The sequence below is a fragment of the Sphingosinicella sp. LHD-64 genome, from assembly GCF_031157375.1.
Taxonomy (GTDB): Bacteria; Pseudomonadota; Alphaproteobacteria; order Sphingomonadales; family Sphingomonadaceae; genus Allosphingosinicella.
The window spans coordinates 499,609-515,440 of the sequence record NZ_JAVIFV010000001.1 but is presented as its reverse complement, the minus strand read 5'-3'; the positions used below and the strand labels follow the sequence as shown (position 1 = coordinate 515,440).

At 69.1% G+C, this 15,832-nt stretch carries 16 protein-coding genes; 6 read left to right on the top strand and 10 right to left on the bottom strand.

What is annotated here, in order from left to right:
- Positions 1-19: 19 nt before the first annotated feature.
- Together rsmD and RCO27_RS02510 are read right to left on the bottom strand one after the other, a co-directional pair.
- A complete protein-coding gene (gene rsmD, locus RCO27_RS02515; protein WP_309001061.1) occupies positions 20-565 on the bottom strand; it encodes a 16S rRNA (guanine(966)-N(2))-methyltransferase RsmD in 546 nt (181 codons plus the stop codon).
- On the bottom strand, positions 566-1,432 hold the full coding sequence (locus RCO27_RS02510) for a pseudouridine synthase (RefSeq protein WP_309001060.1): 867 nt from the start codon (positions 1,430-1,432) through the stop codon (positions 566-568).
- Between the two features lie 130 nt (positions 1,433-1,562).
- On the opposite strand from RCO27_RS02510, the gene RCO27_RS02505 reads away from it, so the two are divergent.
- On the top strand, positions 1,563-1,991 hold the full coding sequence (locus tag RCO27_RS02505; RefSeq protein WP_309001059.1) for a response regulator: 429 nt from the start codon (positions 1,563-1,565) through the stop codon (positions 1,989-1,991).
- Positions 1,992-2,144: 153 nt separating this feature from the next.
- Here RCO27_RS02505 and RCO27_RS02500 read toward each other — a convergent pair whose 3' ends face one another.
- Entirely contained in the window at positions 2,145-3,278 is a 1,134-nt protein-coding gene (locus tag RCO27_RS02500; protein ID WP_309001058.1) for an SRPBCC family protein, read from the bottom strand.
- 79 nt (positions 3,279-3,357) lie between these two features.
- On the opposite strand from RCO27_RS02500, the gene RCO27_RS02495 reads away from it, so the two are divergent.
- A complete protein-coding gene (locus RCO27_RS02495; protein ID WP_309001057.1) occupies positions 3,358-4,716 on the top strand; it encodes an MFS transporter in 1,359 nt (452 codons plus the stop codon).
- Positions 4,717-4,754: 38 nt separating this feature from the next.
- A complete protein-coding gene (locus RCO27_RS02490) occupies positions 4,755-5,489 on the top strand; it encodes a tetratricopeptide repeat protein (protein WP_309001056.1) in 735 nt (244 codons plus the stop codon).
- On the opposite strand, the gene RCO27_RS02485 is transcribed toward RCO27_RS02490, so the two are convergent.
- The 6 genes from RCO27_RS02485 to RCO27_RS02460 form a co-directional block, all read right to left on the bottom strand.
- Positions 5,486-6,814 carry a folylpolyglutamate synthase/dihydrofolate synthase family protein gene (locus RCO27_RS02485; RefSeq protein ID WP_309001055.1) on the bottom strand — a complete coding sequence of 443 codons (1,329 nt, stop codon included), beginning with the start codon at positions 6,812-6,814 and terminating at the stop codon, positions 5,486-5,488. The two genes, RCO27_RS02490 and RCO27_RS02485, sit on opposite strands and share 4 nt — an antisense overlap.
- 5 nt (positions 6,815-6,819) lie before the next feature.
- Complete coding sequence (accD, locus tag RCO27_RS02480; RefSeq protein ID WP_309001054.1) at positions 6,820-7,671, bottom strand: acetyl-CoA carboxylase, carboxyltransferase subunit beta; 852 nt, start codon at positions 7,669-7,671, stop codon at positions 6,820-6,822.
- 50 nt (positions 7,672-7,721) lie between these two features.
- A complete protein-coding gene (gene pyrF, locus RCO27_RS02475) occupies positions 7,722-8,396 on the bottom strand; it encodes an orotidine-5'-phosphate decarboxylase (protein ID WP_309001053.1) in 675 nt (224 codons plus the stop codon).
- A complete protein-coding gene (locus tag RCO27_RS02470) occupies positions 8,393-8,695 on the bottom strand; it encodes a hypothetical protein (RefSeq protein ID WP_309001052.1) in 303 nt (100 codons plus the stop codon). Before RCO27_RS02470 ends, pyrF begins: the two co-directional genes overlap by 4 nt.
- Positions 8,696-8,737: 42 nt before the next feature.
- Positions 8,738-11,038 carry a patatin-like protein gene (locus RCO27_RS02465; RefSeq protein WP_309001051.1) on the bottom strand — a complete coding sequence of 767 codons (2,301 nt, stop codon included), beginning with the start codon at positions 11,036-11,038 and terminating at the stop codon, positions 8,738-8,740.
- A gap of 110 nt (positions 11,039-11,148) precedes the next feature.
- Positions 11,149-11,931, bottom strand: a complete 783-nt coding sequence (locus RCO27_RS02460; protein ID WP_309001050.1) for a hypothetical protein — start codon at positions 11,929-11,931, stop codon at positions 11,149-11,151.
- A gap of 204 nt (positions 11,932-12,135) precedes the next feature.
- On the opposite strand from RCO27_RS02460, the gene RCO27_RS02455 reads away from it, so the two are divergent.
- The 3 genes from RCO27_RS02455 to RCO27_RS02445 all read left to right on the top strand — a co-directional run bounded on the left by RCO27_RS02455 (position 12,136) and on the right by RCO27_RS02445 (position 15,029).
- Positions 12,136-13,434, top strand: coding sequence for a serine hydrolase domain-containing protein (locus tag RCO27_RS02455; RefSeq protein ID WP_309001049.1), 1,299 nt, complete (start codon positions 12,136-12,138; stop codon positions 13,432-13,434).
- Between the two features lie 220 nt (positions 13,435-13,654).
- The gene (locus tag RCO27_RS02450) at positions 13,655-14,257 is read left to right on the top strand and encodes a winged helix-turn-helix domain-containing protein (protein ID WP_309001048.1); all 603 of its coding nucleotides are present in this window, start codon (positions 13,655-13,657) and stop codon (positions 14,255-14,257) included.
- Positions 14,258-14,270: 13 nt separating this feature from the next.
- Positions 14,271-15,029: a hypothetical protein gene (locus RCO27_RS02445; RefSeq protein ID WP_309001047.1), complete on the top strand. Its 759-nt coding sequence runs from the start codon at positions 14,271-14,273 to the stop codon at positions 15,027-15,029.
- Here RCO27_RS02445 and RCO27_RS02440 read toward each other — a convergent pair.
- On the bottom strand, positions 15,026-15,823 hold the full coding sequence (locus RCO27_RS02440) for an endonuclease/exonuclease/phosphatase family protein (protein ID WP_309001046.1): 798 nt from the start codon (positions 15,821-15,823) through the stop codon (positions 15,026-15,028). The genes RCO27_RS02445 and RCO27_RS02440 overlap by 4 nt on opposite strands.
- Between the last annotated feature and the right edge of the window lie 9 nt (positions 15,824-15,832).

Sequence of the window (15,832 nt, the reverse complement as noted above, 5' to 3'; positions counted from 1 at the left end):
GCCGTTGCGAGCTGAACCCTTAAACCGCTGCCTGAAGAAGGAGGATCAACGCCTTGCCGAAGCGTCGTTCGACCCGGGGGTTTAGCCCGGGCGGGAAAGCGAGGCTTTCACCATCGGTTTCGATGCTCAGCCAGCCCCCTGGAGCCAGCCAGCCTCCGCCAGCGAGCCGGTCCATTGCCGCCTGGGCAAGGCCGACGCCGTAGGGTGGGTCCATCAGGATGAGGTCGCAGGGTTTCGCCGGAGGTAGCGCATGCTCGACCGGCTGGGCGCGGAGGTCGGCGCGGTCGGCCGCGCCGAGCTTGTCGAGGTTACGCTTGAGGACATCGAGCGCCGCGCGGTCCTTTTCATAGAAGGTGCAATGTGCCGCGCCGCGCGACAGCGCCTCGATCCCCAACGCGCCGGTGCCGGCGAAGAGATCGGCGACGGCGAGGTCTTCGAAGCTGCCGAGGCGGCTGGCCAGCATCGAGAACAGGCCTTCGCGGGCCCGGTCGCTGGTCGGGCGGGTGGCCTGGCCGGGGGGCGAAAGGAGCGGGCGGCCGCGCCACTGGCCGGCGATGATCCTCACTTACTGGTTCCTCCCCGGAACGGGGAGGGGGGACCGCGCGCGTTTAGCGCGTGGTGGAGGGGCTGCTCCGAGCTTCGTGCCAGCCCCTCCACCCCGACGCTTCGCGTCGCGGTCCCCCTCCCCGTACCGGGGAGGAATTTTGCCGAGCAACTTCCGGAACGCGACGAGATCGTGCTGCCTGACCTCGTCCACACTGCCTGTCGGCATATCGGCCAGCGCGAACGGGCCGTAGGCGGTGCGGATCAGGCGGGAGACCTGGAGGCCGAGATGCTCCAGCACGCGGCGGACCTCGCGGTTCTTGCCTTCCTTGAGGCGCATCTCGACCCAGGCGTTGCGGCCGGTTCTACGCTCGAGATTTGCGTCGATCGAGCCGTAGCGGATGCCCTCGATCTCGACGCCGTTGATCAGCTCCTCGAGCTGGGCCTGGCTGATCTCGCCGAACACCCGCGCCCGGTAGCTGCGTTCGACCCCGGTGGCGGGCAGCTCCAGCTGGCGCTTCAGCTCGCCGTCGGTGGTGAGGAGCAGCAGCCCTTCGGTGTTCATGTCGAGCCGGCCGACCGGCATCACCCGCGGCAGGCCCATGGGCAGGCGGTCGTAGATGGTCGGGCGTCCCTTGGGGTCGCGCTCGGTGGTGAGCAGGCCTGCCGGCTTGTGGAAACGGAACAGGCGCGCCGGGGCAGGGGCCTTCACCGGCTGGCCGTCGACCGTCACGCCGTGCAGCGAGGTGAGCAGGGTCGCGGGCTTCTCGACTGGAACCCCGTCGATCGCGATCCGGCGTTCCTCGATCATCCGCTCGATCTCGCGGCGCGAGGCGATGCCAGCGCGGGCGAGGAGCTTGGCGATCCGCTGCGGTTCGCGGGCAGGCACTTTTCACATCTCCCGATGGCCACCAGACGGCCCGAAATCTTTTTGCGCTCAGGCGCTTGCATGCCGGGCACCAGCGCCCAAATCGCTCGTTACGCGTCTCATATAAACACGCGGGAGGAATGCCCCTAACATGCTGTTCAGCAGGCGCCAAAGGCTGATCCATCGAATCCTGATCGTCGAGGACGAGCCGCTGGTCGCGTTCGACAACGAGCGCCTGCTGCGCGAGGCCGGATACGAGGTCGTCGCCACCGTTGACAGCTTCGCCGAGGCCAGTGCGGTGATCGCGCGCGAGGCGATCGATCTCGTGCTGACCGACATCGGCTTGGCCGGGGAAGGCGACGGGATCGACGTCGCCCGTGTCGCCGGCGCGCGTGGCATTGCCGTGCTGTTCGTGACCGGGGGCTGTGCGGAGGAGGTGAAGCCGCTGGCCCTCGGATGCCTCGCCAAGCCCTACACGGCCAAGGTGCTGCTCGATGCGTTGTCGGCAATCGACGATCATCGTCAGGGCCGGCCCGTACGACGTGTCCCGCCGCAGCTGATCCTTCATGTAGCGGCTTAGGACCAATCGACATTCAGCATGAAACTCCCTCTCCCAGCGGGGAGAGGGTTGGGGTGAGGGGGTTCTGCCTCCGAGAATGGTCCCAAATGCCCGACACCCTCACCGTGCCCTCTCCCTCAAGGGAGAGGGTACAAAACTGAATGTCGATCCGTCCTAGACCAGCGCGCGTTCGACCTCGTCGTGGAAATCGCGGATGCCGGTTTCCAGCGTGCCGAGCATCACCTCGTCGATCGCCCCGGACGAGAGGCCGTTCTGGCCGAGCGCGGCAGCGCGAAAATCCTCGCCGCCGAACGTGCCTTCGTCGAGCAGGGTCCAGCTCTTCTCCCAATGCGCCTCGGCCTCGGGCGTCTGGGGCGGTTCCGGGATCAGCATGAAATCCTCGACCAAAGTGCGGTCCACCGCCTGCGGCATCAGGGTCATCACATTGACGTAATCGGGGCTGACCACGATCACCGTCGCCGGGAAGAGCTGGTAGGCGAAGGTGATCGCGCCCCTCAAGGCCGGCCAGTCGTCCGGATCGATCTTCGCGAGATACTCGGCGCGGCCGACGGCCGAGCGCTGGTGAACGCCGATCCGGTCCGCGGTGGTGACGCCGTCGGCGAAGAACTTGCCGATCGTCGGCGCGTGCAGCCGCTGGACGTGATAGCTCTCCAGGAACGCGTCCATGATGAGCTTCCAGTTGGAGGTGACGTCATGGACGCGGCGGCGGTAGAGATGATGGCCGCCAAGGCCGAAGGCGTCGAACTCTGGCGCGAGCGTCGCGGCATCCTCGAAATTGCTCGGCTCGCGCGCGAACCAGATCAGGCCGCCCGCCTCGGTCGAGGGCAGCTCGACGAGATGGTGCGCGGCCTTGTCGAGGCCCGGGAAGCTGTCGGGGCGCGGCACGCCGGCGAGGCTGCCGTCGAGCTTGTAGCTCCAGGCGTGATAGGGGCAGACCAGCATCGGCGCGCACTGGATGTCTTCGCCCTCGAGCAGCCGGGTGCCGCGATGGCGGCAGACGTTGAAGAAGACGTGCGCCCGACCAGCACGATCGCGGGTGAGCAGCAAGGGCACGCCGAACTGGTCGTGCGCGACGGCGCTGCCGGGTGCCAGCAGCGCCGACGGGGCGATCACCTGCGGCAGGCGGTCGAACAGCCTGGCCTTCTCGTCCGCGAAACGCGCGGGGTCGGTATAAACGGAGGCGGGAACAGAGGTGATTCCGGCGCCCATCGATGCCTCGCCCGCCGCGATCCGGCGGGCGAGCTCGAGCTGGCCTTCGGTGGGCCGCTGTCGGGTCGGCATATCCATCAGGCGAGTGTGCGCTTTACGCGAACGTAAGGCAAGCAAAGAGGCTTTCCGACCTGCGTCCGCTCGTTACAAGAGCGGGATGAGCGAAGCGATCCCGACCGCGCCCCCGAGCTGGCGCGACAGCCTCCCCGCCGGCATCCGCCCCTATTTCGAGAAGGCACCGATCGCGGCCTTCTTCGTCGGCGTGTCTTCCGGCTTTCCGTTCGCGATGATCGGCGCCACGCTGACCACGCGGCTGGCGCAGGAGGGGATCACCAAGTCGACGGTGACGACCTTCGCGCTCGCCTTCCTGGTCTACAATTTAAAGTTCCTCTGGGCGTGGATCATCGACGGCGTGCGCATCCCGGTGCTCGGGCGACTGGGTCAGCGCGTATCCTGGCTGATCGTCGCGGGCGTTTTCGTGATCCTCGCGGTCGCCAATCTCGCCTTCCAGGACCCGTCCGCGAACATCTACCAGACGGCGATCGCGGCGATCCTCGTCGGCGTCGCGGGCGCGACCTACGACATCGTCATCGACGCCTACCGGATCGAACTGCTCGAGCCGCGCCAGCTCGGCGTGGGTTCGGGCATGTCGCAATATGGCTGGCGGATCGGCTCGACCGCAGCGGGTGCGCTGGCGCTGGTGCTGGCGGCGCGGGTGGGCTGGGAGTGGGCTTACCTTGCCTGCGCGCTGTTCGCGCTGCCGGCGATCCTGACCGGGCTCATCGTCGGCGAGCCGAAGCGACATCGCGAACCGACCGAGCGCAAGGGCATCGCGCAGACCCTGACGGCGGTCTGGGGGCCGTTCGCGGAATTCTTCCTGCGCAAAGGCGCGATTCTCGTCCTGCTGTTCATCCTGCTTCACAAGATCGGGGATACGCTCGGTCAGCTGGTTTTGCGGCTTCTGCTCGACGACATGGGCTACAGCAATGACGAGATCGCGATCTGGGACGTGGGCGTCGGCTTCTGGGCTTATCTCATCGGCATCTTCATCGGCGGCTGGCTCTACGCGCAGGTCGGCATGAAGCGGTCGGTGCTGATCAGCCTCGTCCTGATGGGCGTCTCGAACGCCAGCTTCGCTTTGCTGGCGATGGCGGGCCACACCAACCTCGGCCTGGCCGCCTGCATGACCTTCGAGAATGTGGCGAGCGGCATCGGCGGCGTGGTCGTCGTAGCCTATTTCTCGGCGCTGACGGACCTCAGGTTCACCGCCTCGCAATATGCGCTGATATCGGCCGCGGCGAGCGTCGTCGGACGGGTGCTGACCGGGACGACGGCGGGCGCGATGGTGGACTCGATCGGCTTCGTAAACTTCTACTGGTTCACCACCCTGGCGGCGCTGCCCGGCATCCTGCTCTTCTGGTGGATGATGCGCACCGGCCTGGTCGACGCTTCGGTCGGCACCGCTGGCAAGGAAGGCGCAGGCGACGCGCGGGTGGAGACTCAGCCGGGCGGCTGAAGGATCGGGCGGGGGCTATGCATTTCATTGCGTTATCGGTGATCGTTCAGATCGTTTGTGCGGTCCATTGCGTGCGCAACGGACGCAACAGCCTGTGGTTGATGGTGATCCTGTTCTTCTCACTGCTCGGATGCGCCGCTTACGCCTGGTTCGAGATCCTGCCCGATTATATGGGCCGCCGCGAGGTGCGTCGGGTCCGTCAGGCGGCGGTGAAGGCGCTCGACCCCGATCGCGATGTGCGCGCGGCGCGGGCCGCGCTCGAAACCGCGGACACCGCCGCCAACCGCGCCGCGCTGGCCGATGCGCTCGCCGAGCAGGGCAAGTGGAGCGAGGCGATCCCGCACTACGAGATAGCCGACGGACGTTCGCCGTCGCCGGATCGCGCGATCCGCTTCAGGCTCGCGCGGGCCTGCTTCGAGGCGGGCCGCAATGCGCGCGCCCGCGCCCTGCTCGAAGCGCTGCCTCCTTCCTCGTCGCCCAGCCAGAACGACCGCACCAAATTGCTGCTGGCCCGGACGCTGGACCAGGATGGCGAGAGCGAGCGGGCGCTCGCGATCTATGCCGACGTCGGCACGCGGCTGCCGGGCGCGGAAGCGCAATGCCGCCAGGCGGCGCTGCTGCTCGCGCTCGGGCGGCGGAGCGCAGCCGTGCCTGTCCTGGGCGAAGTCGAACGGCGGCTGAAGCGGATGGATTCGTTCGAGCGGGCCCGTGACGCCGACATGTACGATTGGGCGATGCGCAACCTCGCCGAATTGCGCGCCGGCGGCATTTAGGTCGGCGGCTGAGCGTTGGCCTTCAGCACCTCGCCGGCGAGATAGAGCGAGCCCAGGATCAGCACGATCGGCGGCTTCGCGCGGTCGGCGTGGCGGGCGATCCAGTTCAGCGCATCCGTGACGTCTGCCGCGGGCATGGCGGTGAGGCCGAGCTCGCGGGCGGTGTCGGCGAGCTTCGCGGGGGCATGATGCTCGTGGCCGGGAACGGGGATGGTGTGGAAGGTCGCCTGGCGGCCGCGGAAGGTGCGCAGCACGCCGGAGGCGTCCTTGTTGGCGAGCAGGCCGAAGATGATGTGGAACGGCCGCCCTGCCGGGACATGGCCGCGGAAGAAGTCGGCGGCGGCGCGCGCCGCATTGGGATTGTGGGCGCCGTCGAGCCACAGCTCCGCCTCGGCCGGCAGCAGGCCCCGCAGCGGGCCGGGGGCGAGGCGCTGCAGGCGCGCCGGCCATTCCGCCCAGCCGATCGCGGCGCGGAAGGCGCCCTCGCCGACGCGCAGGCGGTTCTGGTGGCGCAGCATCGCGACGGCGAGCGCTGCGTTCATCGCCTGATGGGTGCCGGGCAGGCGGGGCAGGGGGAGGCGCAGGCTGCCCTTGCGGTCGCGATAATCGAGGCCGCCGTCGCGGACGTCCGCGTCCCAGCCCTGGCCGCGCGGCAGCCAGCGCGCGCCCGCCGCCTTGGCGGTCTCGCCGACCTTGAGCGACACGGCGACCGGGTAGCGCTGGGTGAGGAGGGGCGCCCCGCGCTTGGCGATGCCGGCCTTCTCGACCGCGATCTGCTCGATCCGGTCGCCGAGGAAGGCATTGTGGTCGACGCCGAGCTCGGCGATGCCGCAGACCAAAGGCTCGGCGATCACGTTGGTTGCGTCGAGCCGCCCGCCCAGGCCGACCTCGACGATGCAGGCGTCGGCTGGCGTCCGGGCGAAGGCGAGGAAGGCCGCGGCGGTGGTCGCCTCGAAGAAGCTGATCTCCATGTCCGCCGCGGCGTCGAGCGCCTCGGCGAGATAGGAAGCGAGTGCGTCGTCCTCGATCAGCCGGCCGGCGAGGCGGATGCGCTCGTTGAAGCGGACGAGATGGGGGCTGGTGTAGACATGGGCGGTAAGCCCGGCCGCCTCGATTGCCGCGCGGAGGAACGCGCAGGTCGAGCCTTTGCCGTTGGTGCCGGCGACGTGGAGGACGGGCGGCAGCGCACGCTCCGGATTGCCCAGCCGGTCGAGCAGGGCGGCGATCCGCTCCAGCCCCAAGATGTCGCGCCCCGGCGACAGGCGCGCCAGCCGGTCGAGCTGCGCCTGGACCTGTGGATGATCGGACGACGCATGGTCGGCCACGGGCCTCAGGCGGCCTCCCGCCGCGGCGTCAGATAGTCGAGCAGCAAGGCGAGGCGGGCGCGCAGGTCGCGGCGGTGGACGACCATGTCCACCATGCCGTGGTCCTTGAGGTACTCGGCACGCTGGAAGCCTTCCGGGAGCTTCTCGCGGATCGTCGACTCGATGACGCGCTGGCCCGCGAAGCCGATCAGGGCGCCGGGCTCGGCGATGTGGATGTCGCCGAGCATCGCATAGGAGGCGGTGACGCCGCCGGTGGTCGGGTCGGCGAGCAGGACGATGTAGGGAAGGCCCGCTTCCTTGAGCTCGGCGATCGCGACGGTCGCCTTGGGCATCTGCATCAGGCTGAGGATGCCTTCCTGCATGCGTGCCCCGCCGGCGGCGGTGACGATGATGTAGGGCGCGCGGTCCTGGATCGCGGCGCGGGCGCCGGCGACGAAGGCGGCGCCGACCGCCATGCCCATCGATCCGCCCATGAAGGCGAAGTCCTGGACGCCCATCACGGCGCGATGTCCGTCGATCGCGCCGCGGGCGTTGATCAGGGCGTCGCTCTCGCCGGTGGCGGCGCGGGCGGCCCTGATCCGGTCGGTGTAGCGCTTGGAGTCGCGGAACTTGAGCGGGTCCTCGCGCACTTGGCCCGGCGGCAGCACGGTGTAGCCGGGGTCGAGCAGCATCTCGAAGCGCTGGCGCGGGCCGATCCGGCCGTGATGCTCGCAGCGCGGGCAGACGTAGAGATTCTCCTCATATTCCCTGAGGAAGACCATCGCCCCGCATTCCGGGCATTTGTGCCACAGGGTCTCGGGGGTTTCCCGCTTCGGCAGGAAGGGGATCGCGCTGCGGACTCGATTCAGCCAGCTCATGTTCGGAAAGCTCCTCAGGGCGGGCGGATAGGCCGCGTCGCCCGCGAAGTCTACAGCGTGGCTTCGATCGCGCGGGCGGCCAGATCGGGGTCCTCGGCCTGGGTGATCGGCCGGCCGATGACCAGGATCGAGGCGCCCCGGTCCAGCGCCTGGCGCGGCGTCACGACCCGTTTCTGGTCGCCGACGCCGGCATTCGCCGGGCGGACGCCGGGGACGACGAAGAAGCCGTCCGGCCAGAGCTTGCGCGCCGCCTTCACCTCGTTGCCCGAGCAGACGACTCCGTCGAGCCCGGATTCGCGGGCAAGGGCGGTGAGCCGCTCCACCTGCGCATGCGAATCGCCGGTGATCCCCGTGGCGGCGAGGTCCTCGTCGTCGAGGCTGGTGAGGACGGTCACGCCGACGACCTTCGTGCCTTCGGGCGCGGCGGCCTTGGCGTCCTCCATCATCGCCCGCCCGCCGCCGGCATGGACGGTGAGCACGGCCGGGCTCAAGGGCCTGAGCGCCTGCACCGCCTTGGCGACGGTGTTGGGGATGTCGTGGAGCTTGAGATCCAGGAAGATGGGCAGGCCGATCGTTCCCATCTCGCGGATGCCGTCGGGGCCGTTGGCACAGAAGAATTCGAGGCCGAGCTTCAGGCCGCCGACATGATTTCTGACCCGCGTGGCGATGGCCCTGGCGCGCTCGAGGTCCGTGGTGTCGAGCGCGACGTAGATCGGGCGCGTCACAGGTTCGTCCGCGGCTCGGGATCCGGCACCGGCGCCGGCCGCGCCGCCGGCGCATTGGCGACATGGACCTGGCCCTGCGTCTCGAGCCGGCGCTTGAGGCCCCAGATCCGCGTCCGGTAGATGAGGAAGGTGGGCAGGAAACCGAGCAGGAAGGCGCCGATCGTCAGCACCGGCAGCTTGATGTCCGCCTGCAGCCCGCTCCACAGATTGACGGTCGCGATCGTTTCCCAGTTGGAGCTGGCGAACAGCACCACCGCGACCGCGACGATCACCCAGAAGAGCGTCTTCAGGAACTGCATGGCTTGCCTCTTTGACCGGTCCGCGGCGCTACGTCCAGACCGTCACCCGATTTCGCGTTCGAGCTGCTCGAACAAGGCGGGGATCGCCGTCAGCCGCGGCTTCTCCTCCGCGACGATGGTGCGGAAGGCCTCGCGCTTCAGCGCCGCGACCGATTCGGCGGTCAGCGCGACGCCGTCGGGCAGCGCCGACAGGGTGATGTCGATCAGCCGGTCGGCGCCGTGGAGACGGCCCCAGAGATAGTCGTTCTCGCGATAGGCGCGGCTGAAGAAGGCGCCGAAGCTGTTGAACTGGATGCCCTTCAGCGTCGCCTCGGTGCCGCCCTTGCGAATCGCGGTCGCGTCGTCGGGCGAGATGCGGTCGACCTTGATCGGATCGAACTCGTCGAGCCCCTCGCCCTGGAGGAGGGGGAGGGTGGCGACGTCGTAGAACGGATAGCCGAGATAGTTGAGCAGCAGCGACCGGCGGTCGCCCTTGGGCAGGACGTTGAACGCCTCGGTCAGGCGCGCGTCGGTCTCCTCGTCGAGCGGCCTCAGATCGAGGATGCGGGCGAGCGCCGCCATCGCCGCCTCGGGCCGCTCTTCGACCGCCTCGAAAGCGCGGCGGCTGGGCTCGTCGGCCTGCTGCGGCTCGCGGGTGTGGTAGCGCGCCAGCATGTCGTTGAGGAGCTTGCGGACACTTTCCCGCTCCTCGCGCTCGCCGCCCAGCTCCTCGGCCATCCGCGTGAGCCGGCGCGCCACGAAGCGCAGCCGCCGGGTGCGGAAGCCCATGTCGAAATCGCGCAGGAAGGCGATGGCGTCAGGGCTGACGCCGGAGGACGTGACGACGCCGGAACCGACCAGGCCGCGCGCGTCGACGACCCGCCAGATCGCGCGGCGCACGCGATCCTTGCGCACGCGGTCGCCTTCGCCGCCCAGCCGGAAGATCGCGTTGGCGGCCTCTTCGGCGACCGTCGCGATCTTGAGATGGGCATAAGCGGCATAGGCATAGCCGGCCGCCCTGGCGGCGAGATCGTTGGCGTGCGAACGCCATTTGCCGAGCCGCTTCGGCGTCGGGCTCAGGAACAGGAAGCTGGAGCCGAGCGCCCGCTCGATCGCGGCCTCGACCTCGGGCCGCATCGCCCGGACGATCCGCCGCTGGCGCCGGATCCGGCCGGACAGGTGTTCGATCGTCTCCAGATTGTCGCGGATCGGCTGCTCGCGCGGGATGTCGGAGAGCGCGCCGAAGATGGTGGTGAAGAAACCCGGCGTCTCCGCTTCGCCGCCGCCGGCCAGATTGACGCTGCGGCGGCCGGGCTTGGGATCGATATAGACGAACCGGCGATCGACCTCGCGCCGCGCCGGGCGCCTGGCAAGCGCGGCGATGCAGGGGCGGAACGGCGCGTTGGCGAGGACCGATCCGTCGATCAGGATCGCCTCGAGGTCGCCCGCCGCCTTGTGGCCGGGCAGCACCCGGGCGAGGAAGGGGTTGCGCGTCGGCCAGGGCCGGCTCCGCTGGTCAAGGATCTTGTCGAGTTCCGACACACTGAACGGCGGGAAGGCGCCCGGGAAGCTCGCGGTGGCGCGTGCGGCGAAGGTCAGCTCGATCGGATCGGCGAAATTGCGGCCGGTGCCGCCCGGATCCTGGAAGGCGAGGGTGATGCGGTGCTCGCGCTCGACGATCTCCGGCGGCGAATTGAGCTGGAGCTTCTGCGGGAAGCCGCGGAAATCGGTGGCGGTGACGAACAGGTCGAGCGGCTGGTTGTCCGGGAGCAGCGACTTTCCGGCCGGCGTCGCGTCCATCGCATCGAAGGCGTCGAGCAGCAGGCCGGTGAAGGCGGGGCCGCCGAAGGGCGGGGCGAACCAGGGCGCGCGCACGAAGCTGGCGAGCTTCGCCCGGATCTCCGCGCGCTGCTCCTTCTCGACGGTGTTTTCGACCGTCCCCGACTGGCGCGACATGAGCCAGGCGAAGGGTATCGCCGCCGACTTGGCGAATCGCGAGAGGGTGCCGACCTCGGGATCGATCAGCTTGTCGACGTCGGCCGATTCGAGCCAGAGCTCGGTGAGCGGGTCGATCGGCCGGCCGGTGGCGATGGCGTGGGAGAGGAAGACGGCGTTGATCCCGCCCGCGCTGGCGCCGGCCAGGATGTCGACCAGCACGCGCAGCTCGAGCCGCGCCTCGTCGGCGATCCGCTGGAGCAGCTTGTAGTAGACGCCGGTGCAAGCCGGATCGTCGACGTCGCCAGCATGGAAGGCGCGGCTGGCGCAGGCAAGGCGCCAGATCTCCTTGGTGATGCCGTGCATGTAGACGGCGAGGCTGATCCCCCCGTAGCAGATCAGCGCGATCCGGAGCTCCTTTTCCCGCATCGTGCGGCAACGTGGCAGGAAGCGGCCGTCATGTCGAGCGGAGGCGCCGTGCATCGCCCGTTTTGCCGCGACCAGGGCGAAGTTCGGGGATTCGCGCAAAAAAGGCAAAATTACCAGCCATCGAGGCGGGTGATGCGCGGTTCCGCCGCGCCGGATTCGTCGGAAAACCGCGGATTTTCGTCCCCGCTTTCGTCCCGGTCGCTGGTTCGGGCCGGTTCGGGCTTTGTCCAGTCCGCATCATCCCCGGTCCATGTATCGCCGGGTTCTGGCGGCGCGGGATCGGAATGATCGGGACCGGCGGCTTTGACATAGCCCACCGGGATCAGTTCCCCATCCTCCTCGTAATATTTGCCGTCGCCCACCAACCGCTTGCGGAGCCGCGCGATTCTTTCGGCGAGGCGCGAGCGCACCTCGTCGATATCCTCGCCCTGAAGATGCTCCTGCTCCCCGGCGATCTCCTGCCGGATGCGCTTCTCCAGCGCCTTGCGGCTGCCATAGCCCCGGCCGCCATAGCGGGCCGGATTGGACGCCTGGAGGAGCATGCGGAACAGCTGCGGATCGGTCCGGCGCCGCACGCCGACCAGCCTGCCATAGGCCCAGACCTCCTCCTCCACCCCTGCAACAGCCAGGTGCCAGGCGAAGGTCTCGATATCGCTGCCGGCCCACGAGAGAGCGGCATCCCAGAGCGCGCGGAACCCCGGATCGCGCTTGCGGGCCTTGTAGGCGGCGCTGTCCGATATGCCGGCGGCCCGGCAGGCATCGCGCACGCAGCCGGTCTTGCGCAGGGCCTTCAGGAACCTGCGCTGCCGTTTCGGCGTGAAGCCGTCCCGGCGGGGCAAGGGGACGAGCGCGCGGCCGGGGCCGGGCTCGTGAATGTTCTCTATATGTTCCATGTCGAAGGATAGAACAGACGAAATCCTACATTGCAAGCCCGCGCCGCCGGCTGGACCGGCCCGTGCAGTGCGCCGATATCCCGGTCGGCGCGCGCGCCGACGTGTGGCCGCGGCGCCTTTCCTTCACACTTCTGTCACGATAAGCCGTGCCGCAGCCGGCGCATGTCATGGAACCCGGTGGCTGGAGCTGAATTGCCAAATACCGTGTTTCTGAGGCGCCTGTTACCCGTTCTCGTTGTCGCCCTCGTCCTTGCCGGCGCGGCCTGGTGGGCGGGTGCCCGATACGATGCGCCCGTCAATGTGGCCTCGCGTGCCAAGGCAGGGCCGCGGTTCGAGATGCCCGTCGGGGCGCCGTCCGCGTCGACGCCGGGCGCTGTCGACTATACCCGTCTCGACGAACGTATCCGCCGCCTGATGAACGATCCGGCGATGGTGGGCCTCGCCATCGCCGTCGTCGAGGACGGCCAGATCCGGTTCGTGAAGGGCTATGGGGAGACGGGCGCCGGCAATGGCGATCCGGTGACGACCTCGACCGTGTTCCGCTGGGCGTCGCTCTCCAAGGGCGTGGCGGCGGACATGGTCGCCCTGCTCGCCGGTGAGCAGCGGCTGTCGCTGTTCGAGCCGGCGGCGCGCTATGCGAACTCGCTGCGCCTGCCCGGCGGCAGCGAGGCGAACGTCACGATCGTCGACATCCTCTCGCACCGCACCGGCCTGTTCGCCCATGCGCAGGACGCCAAGCTCGAGGACGGGGAGGATCCCAGACTGCTGCGCGCCGCGCTCTCCAGCCTCCATGACATCTGCACGCCGGGGACCTGCCACGCCTATCAGAACGTCGCCTATGACGCGGCGTCCGAGATCGTCGAGCGGGTGACCGGCACGCCTTATCCGGCGGTCGTGCGCGAACGGCTGTTCCAGCCCTTGGGCATGAGCCGGGCAAGCATCGGCCGGGCCGAGCTGCTGGCGGCGCCGAGCTGGGCGCGGGGCCATGCCGGCGGCAAGAACAGCCAGCCGGTCGAGGTCACCGACTCCTATTATCGCGTGCCGGCGGCGGGCGGGGTCAACGGCTCGATCGAGGACCTGGCGATCTGGATGCTCGCCCAGATGGGCGCGGCGCCCGACGTGCTGTCGCGCGAGGTGCTCGCCGAGGTCCAGTCGCCGCGGGTCAACACCCCGGGCGAGACGCGGCGCCGGCGCCTGTTCACCGAGCGGACGCCGACCTCCGCCTACGGCCTCGGCTGGCGGGTGTTCGACTATGCCGGCCACCGGGTGGTCGGCCACCATGGCGGGGTGCGCGGCTATCGTTCGATGATCCTGTTCGATCCCGCCCGCCGCTCCGGCATCGTCGCCCTGTGGAACAGCTCGACCAACGCGCCGGCGGGTCTCGAATATGAGGTCATGGACATGGTCTACCGCCTGCCGTCGCGCGACTGGCTCCAGATCGACACGCCGGGGCAGATGGCGGCGCCGGCGGAGCGGCCCGACAATGAGGGCGGCAGCGCCTGAAGCTGCTCCGGCGGATCGTCCCGTTGAGAACGTCGCCCTCGTCAATCTCCATCATGGCATCGCGCAAGATATGTGTTCGCTCCTGACGCATGCTGCATTTCTGAATTGACAAAATATTTTGTCTAATAGAAAAAGGGAATGCCAAGGCTCCGTATCGCCAGGCAGGGAACCTGCCGATGGAGCGGATCTGTTGGGCGGGCAGCGCCTGGAGTGGGATGGCATGGGCGATAGGCTGGCTATGGTCGAGGACGCAGGCACCGCGCGGCTGGCCCTGTCGCCGCTGCGGCAGCGGCTCCTGGCGCGGCTGCGGACGCCGGCTTCCGCCTCGGCGCTCGGTGATGAATTCGGGATGCCGCGGCAGAAGATCGGCTATCATCTGCGCCTGCTCGAGAAGGCCGGCCTGATCGCGGAGGCCGGGACGCGGCAGCGGCGGGGGTTCACCCAGAAGCTCTACGAAGCGCGGGGCGATGCGCTGATCGTCGATCCGATGATCCTGGCGCCCACCGATCCGGTTGCGACGGAGAAGCAGGACCGGTTCGCCGCCGAGCATCTCGTCCGGACGGCAGCCGGGCTCGTGCGCGAGGTCTCGCGGATGCGGGACGCGGCGATGGGGGAGGGCAGCCGCCTGCTGACCTTCACGGTCGAGGCCGATGTCGCCTTCGCGCGTCCCTCCGACGTTGAACGGTTCACCAGTCGTCTGGCCGAGGCCGTCGCCGCGATCGCCGCGGACTTTGCGCCAGAGGGAGAAGGGCGGGCCTACCGCGTCACCATTGCCGGCCATCCCGCGGCCGCCGCCAAGGCTGCGAAACGCAGCGTCAACTGACAGGGGAACCAGGATGACCGAAGCCGCCAAGCCGACCGTCGATCGCCTGCTCGTCGAAGTCACCATCGCTGCGCCCGCCGGCGACGTGTGGGAGGCGATCCGCGACCAGGAGAAGATCCGCAACTGGTTCGGCTGGGACGCCGACACGCTGAAGGACGAGATCGACTTCATCTTCGGCAGATATGGCCGGGCGGACGGTGCGACCCGGACGCTCCGTTTCGAGGGAACCGAGGACCGGTTCGAGGTGGCGGAGCGCGGTTCGGGCAGCGTGTTGCGCGTCATCCGTGCGGCGCCGGCGGACGAAAGCTGGGACGACATCTACGAGGATATGACCGAGGGCTGGATCAGCTTCGTCCAGCAGCTGCGGCTGGCGATGGAGCGCCACGGCCTCGGGCCGCGCCGGACGATCTACCTCTCCGGCAACGCGAAGGAAGGCGGGTCAGGCCCGATCGCAGCGCTCGGGCTGACCTCCTTGCGTGCGCACGAGGACCGCCATGTCGTGCGCGTCGACCTGCCCACGGGCGAGGTCGTGAAGGGTGAGGTCTGGCATCGCACGTCGTGGCAGATCGGGATGACCGTGCCGCAATGGGGCGACGGCCTGCTGATCGCCACCGACAAGTCGTTGACCGATGCGGCGGCGCATGGACGCGGCATGCTGATCCTCACCACTTATGGACTGTCCGAAGATGCCTTCGTCGCGCTGGAGGCGCGCTGGCGCGGCTGGTGGGACACGCATTATGAGGCGAGCGCGGCGCAGGAAGGCTGCGCCTAGCGCCGGACGCGCACCCGCACGCGGGTTCGCTCGATCGAGACGCGCAGGCGCGTCCGCAAGGTCGTGCGCGGCGGCAGGCCGGCGGGCGCGGGGCGGGAGTCGCGCGGGGCGAGATCGGCCCAGATCGGCAGATGGTCGGAGGCGCGGCGGGCGGTCGCGCTGGCGTGGACGCCGCTGTCGAGCACGTCGAGATCCGGCGTCACCATGATCCGGTCGAGCTGGGCGATCGGTCGGCTCGCGTGGAAGGACCGGCCGCAGGGCGCGAAATTGTGATGGAGGGCGAAGTCGCGCAGGCAGCCGCCGCGGCTGCTCCATTCGTTGAGATCGCCCATCAGCACGGTCGGCGGCTCGCCCGCGTGGGTCGCGAGATGGGCGAGGATCGCATGAGCCTGCCGCCGCCGCCACAGGCCCGACAGATCGAGATGCATGCCGACGACGCGCAGCGCCACGCCATGCGCCTCGACATCGGCGAGGATCGCGCCGCGCGGCTCCAGCGACGGGAGGTGGAGCAGGTGGCCTCCGCGGACGCCGACATGGCGCTTCACCAGCAGCGCATTGCCGTGCCAGCCGATGCTCGCCGCCCGGTTGTCGAGCGGGACCGGGAGGTAGTCGCTATGTTCCTCGAGCAGGTGGAGCGGCAGCGCGCTCGCCCGCTCGCCGAAGCGCCGGTCGGCTTCCTGGAGCGCGATCACGTCGGCGTCGAGCTCGTTCAGCACCTCGACCGTGCGGTCCGGCCGCCGGCGCCGGTCGGTGCCGATGGCCTTGCGCATATTGTAGCTGGCGACGCGGATCATGCGCCGGGT

Excerpts from the sequence above, each read along its gene's own strand:
- RCO27_RS02505 (WP_309001059.1), top strand. The coding sequence starts at position 1,563 with ATGCTGTTCAGCAGGCGCCAAAGGCTGATCCATCGAATCCTGATCGTC.
- RCO27_RS02470 (WP_309001052.1), bottom strand. The coding sequence starts at position 8,695 with ATGCAGTTCCTGAAGACGCTCTTCTGGGTGATCGTCGCGGTCGCGGTG.
- RCO27_RS02500 (WP_309001058.1), bottom strand. The coding sequence starts at position 3,278 with ATGGATATGCCGACCCGACAGCGGCCCACCGAAGGCCAGCTCGAGCTC.
- accD (WP_309001054.1), bottom strand. The coding sequence starts at position 7,671 with ATGAGCTGGCTGAATCGAGTCCGCAGCGCGATCCCCTTCCTGCCGAAG.
- RCO27_RS02495 (WP_309001057.1), top strand. The coding sequence starts at position 3,358 with ATGAGCGAAGCGATCCCGACCGCGCCCCCGAGCTGGCGCGACAGCCTC.
- RCO27_RS02445 (WP_309001047.1), top strand. The coding sequence starts at position 14,271 with ATGACCGAAGCCGCCAAGCCGACCGTCGATCGCCTGCTCGTCGAAGTC.
- RCO27_RS02450 (WP_309001048.1), top strand. The coding sequence starts at position 13,655 with ATGGGCGATAGGCTGGCTATGGTCGAGGACGCAGGCACCGCGCGGCTG.
- RCO27_RS02465 (WP_309001051.1), bottom strand. The coding sequence starts at position 11,038 with ATGCGGGAAAAGGAGCTCCGGATCGCGCTGATCTGCTACGGGGGGATC.
- RCO27_RS02460 (WP_309001050.1), bottom strand. The coding sequence starts at position 11,931 with ATGGAACATATAGAGAACATTCACGAGCCCGGCCCCGGCCGCGCGCTC.
- RCO27_RS02440 (WP_309001046.1), bottom strand. The coding sequence starts at position 15,823 with ATGATCCGCGTCGCCAGCTACAATATGCGCAAGGCCATCGGCACCGAC.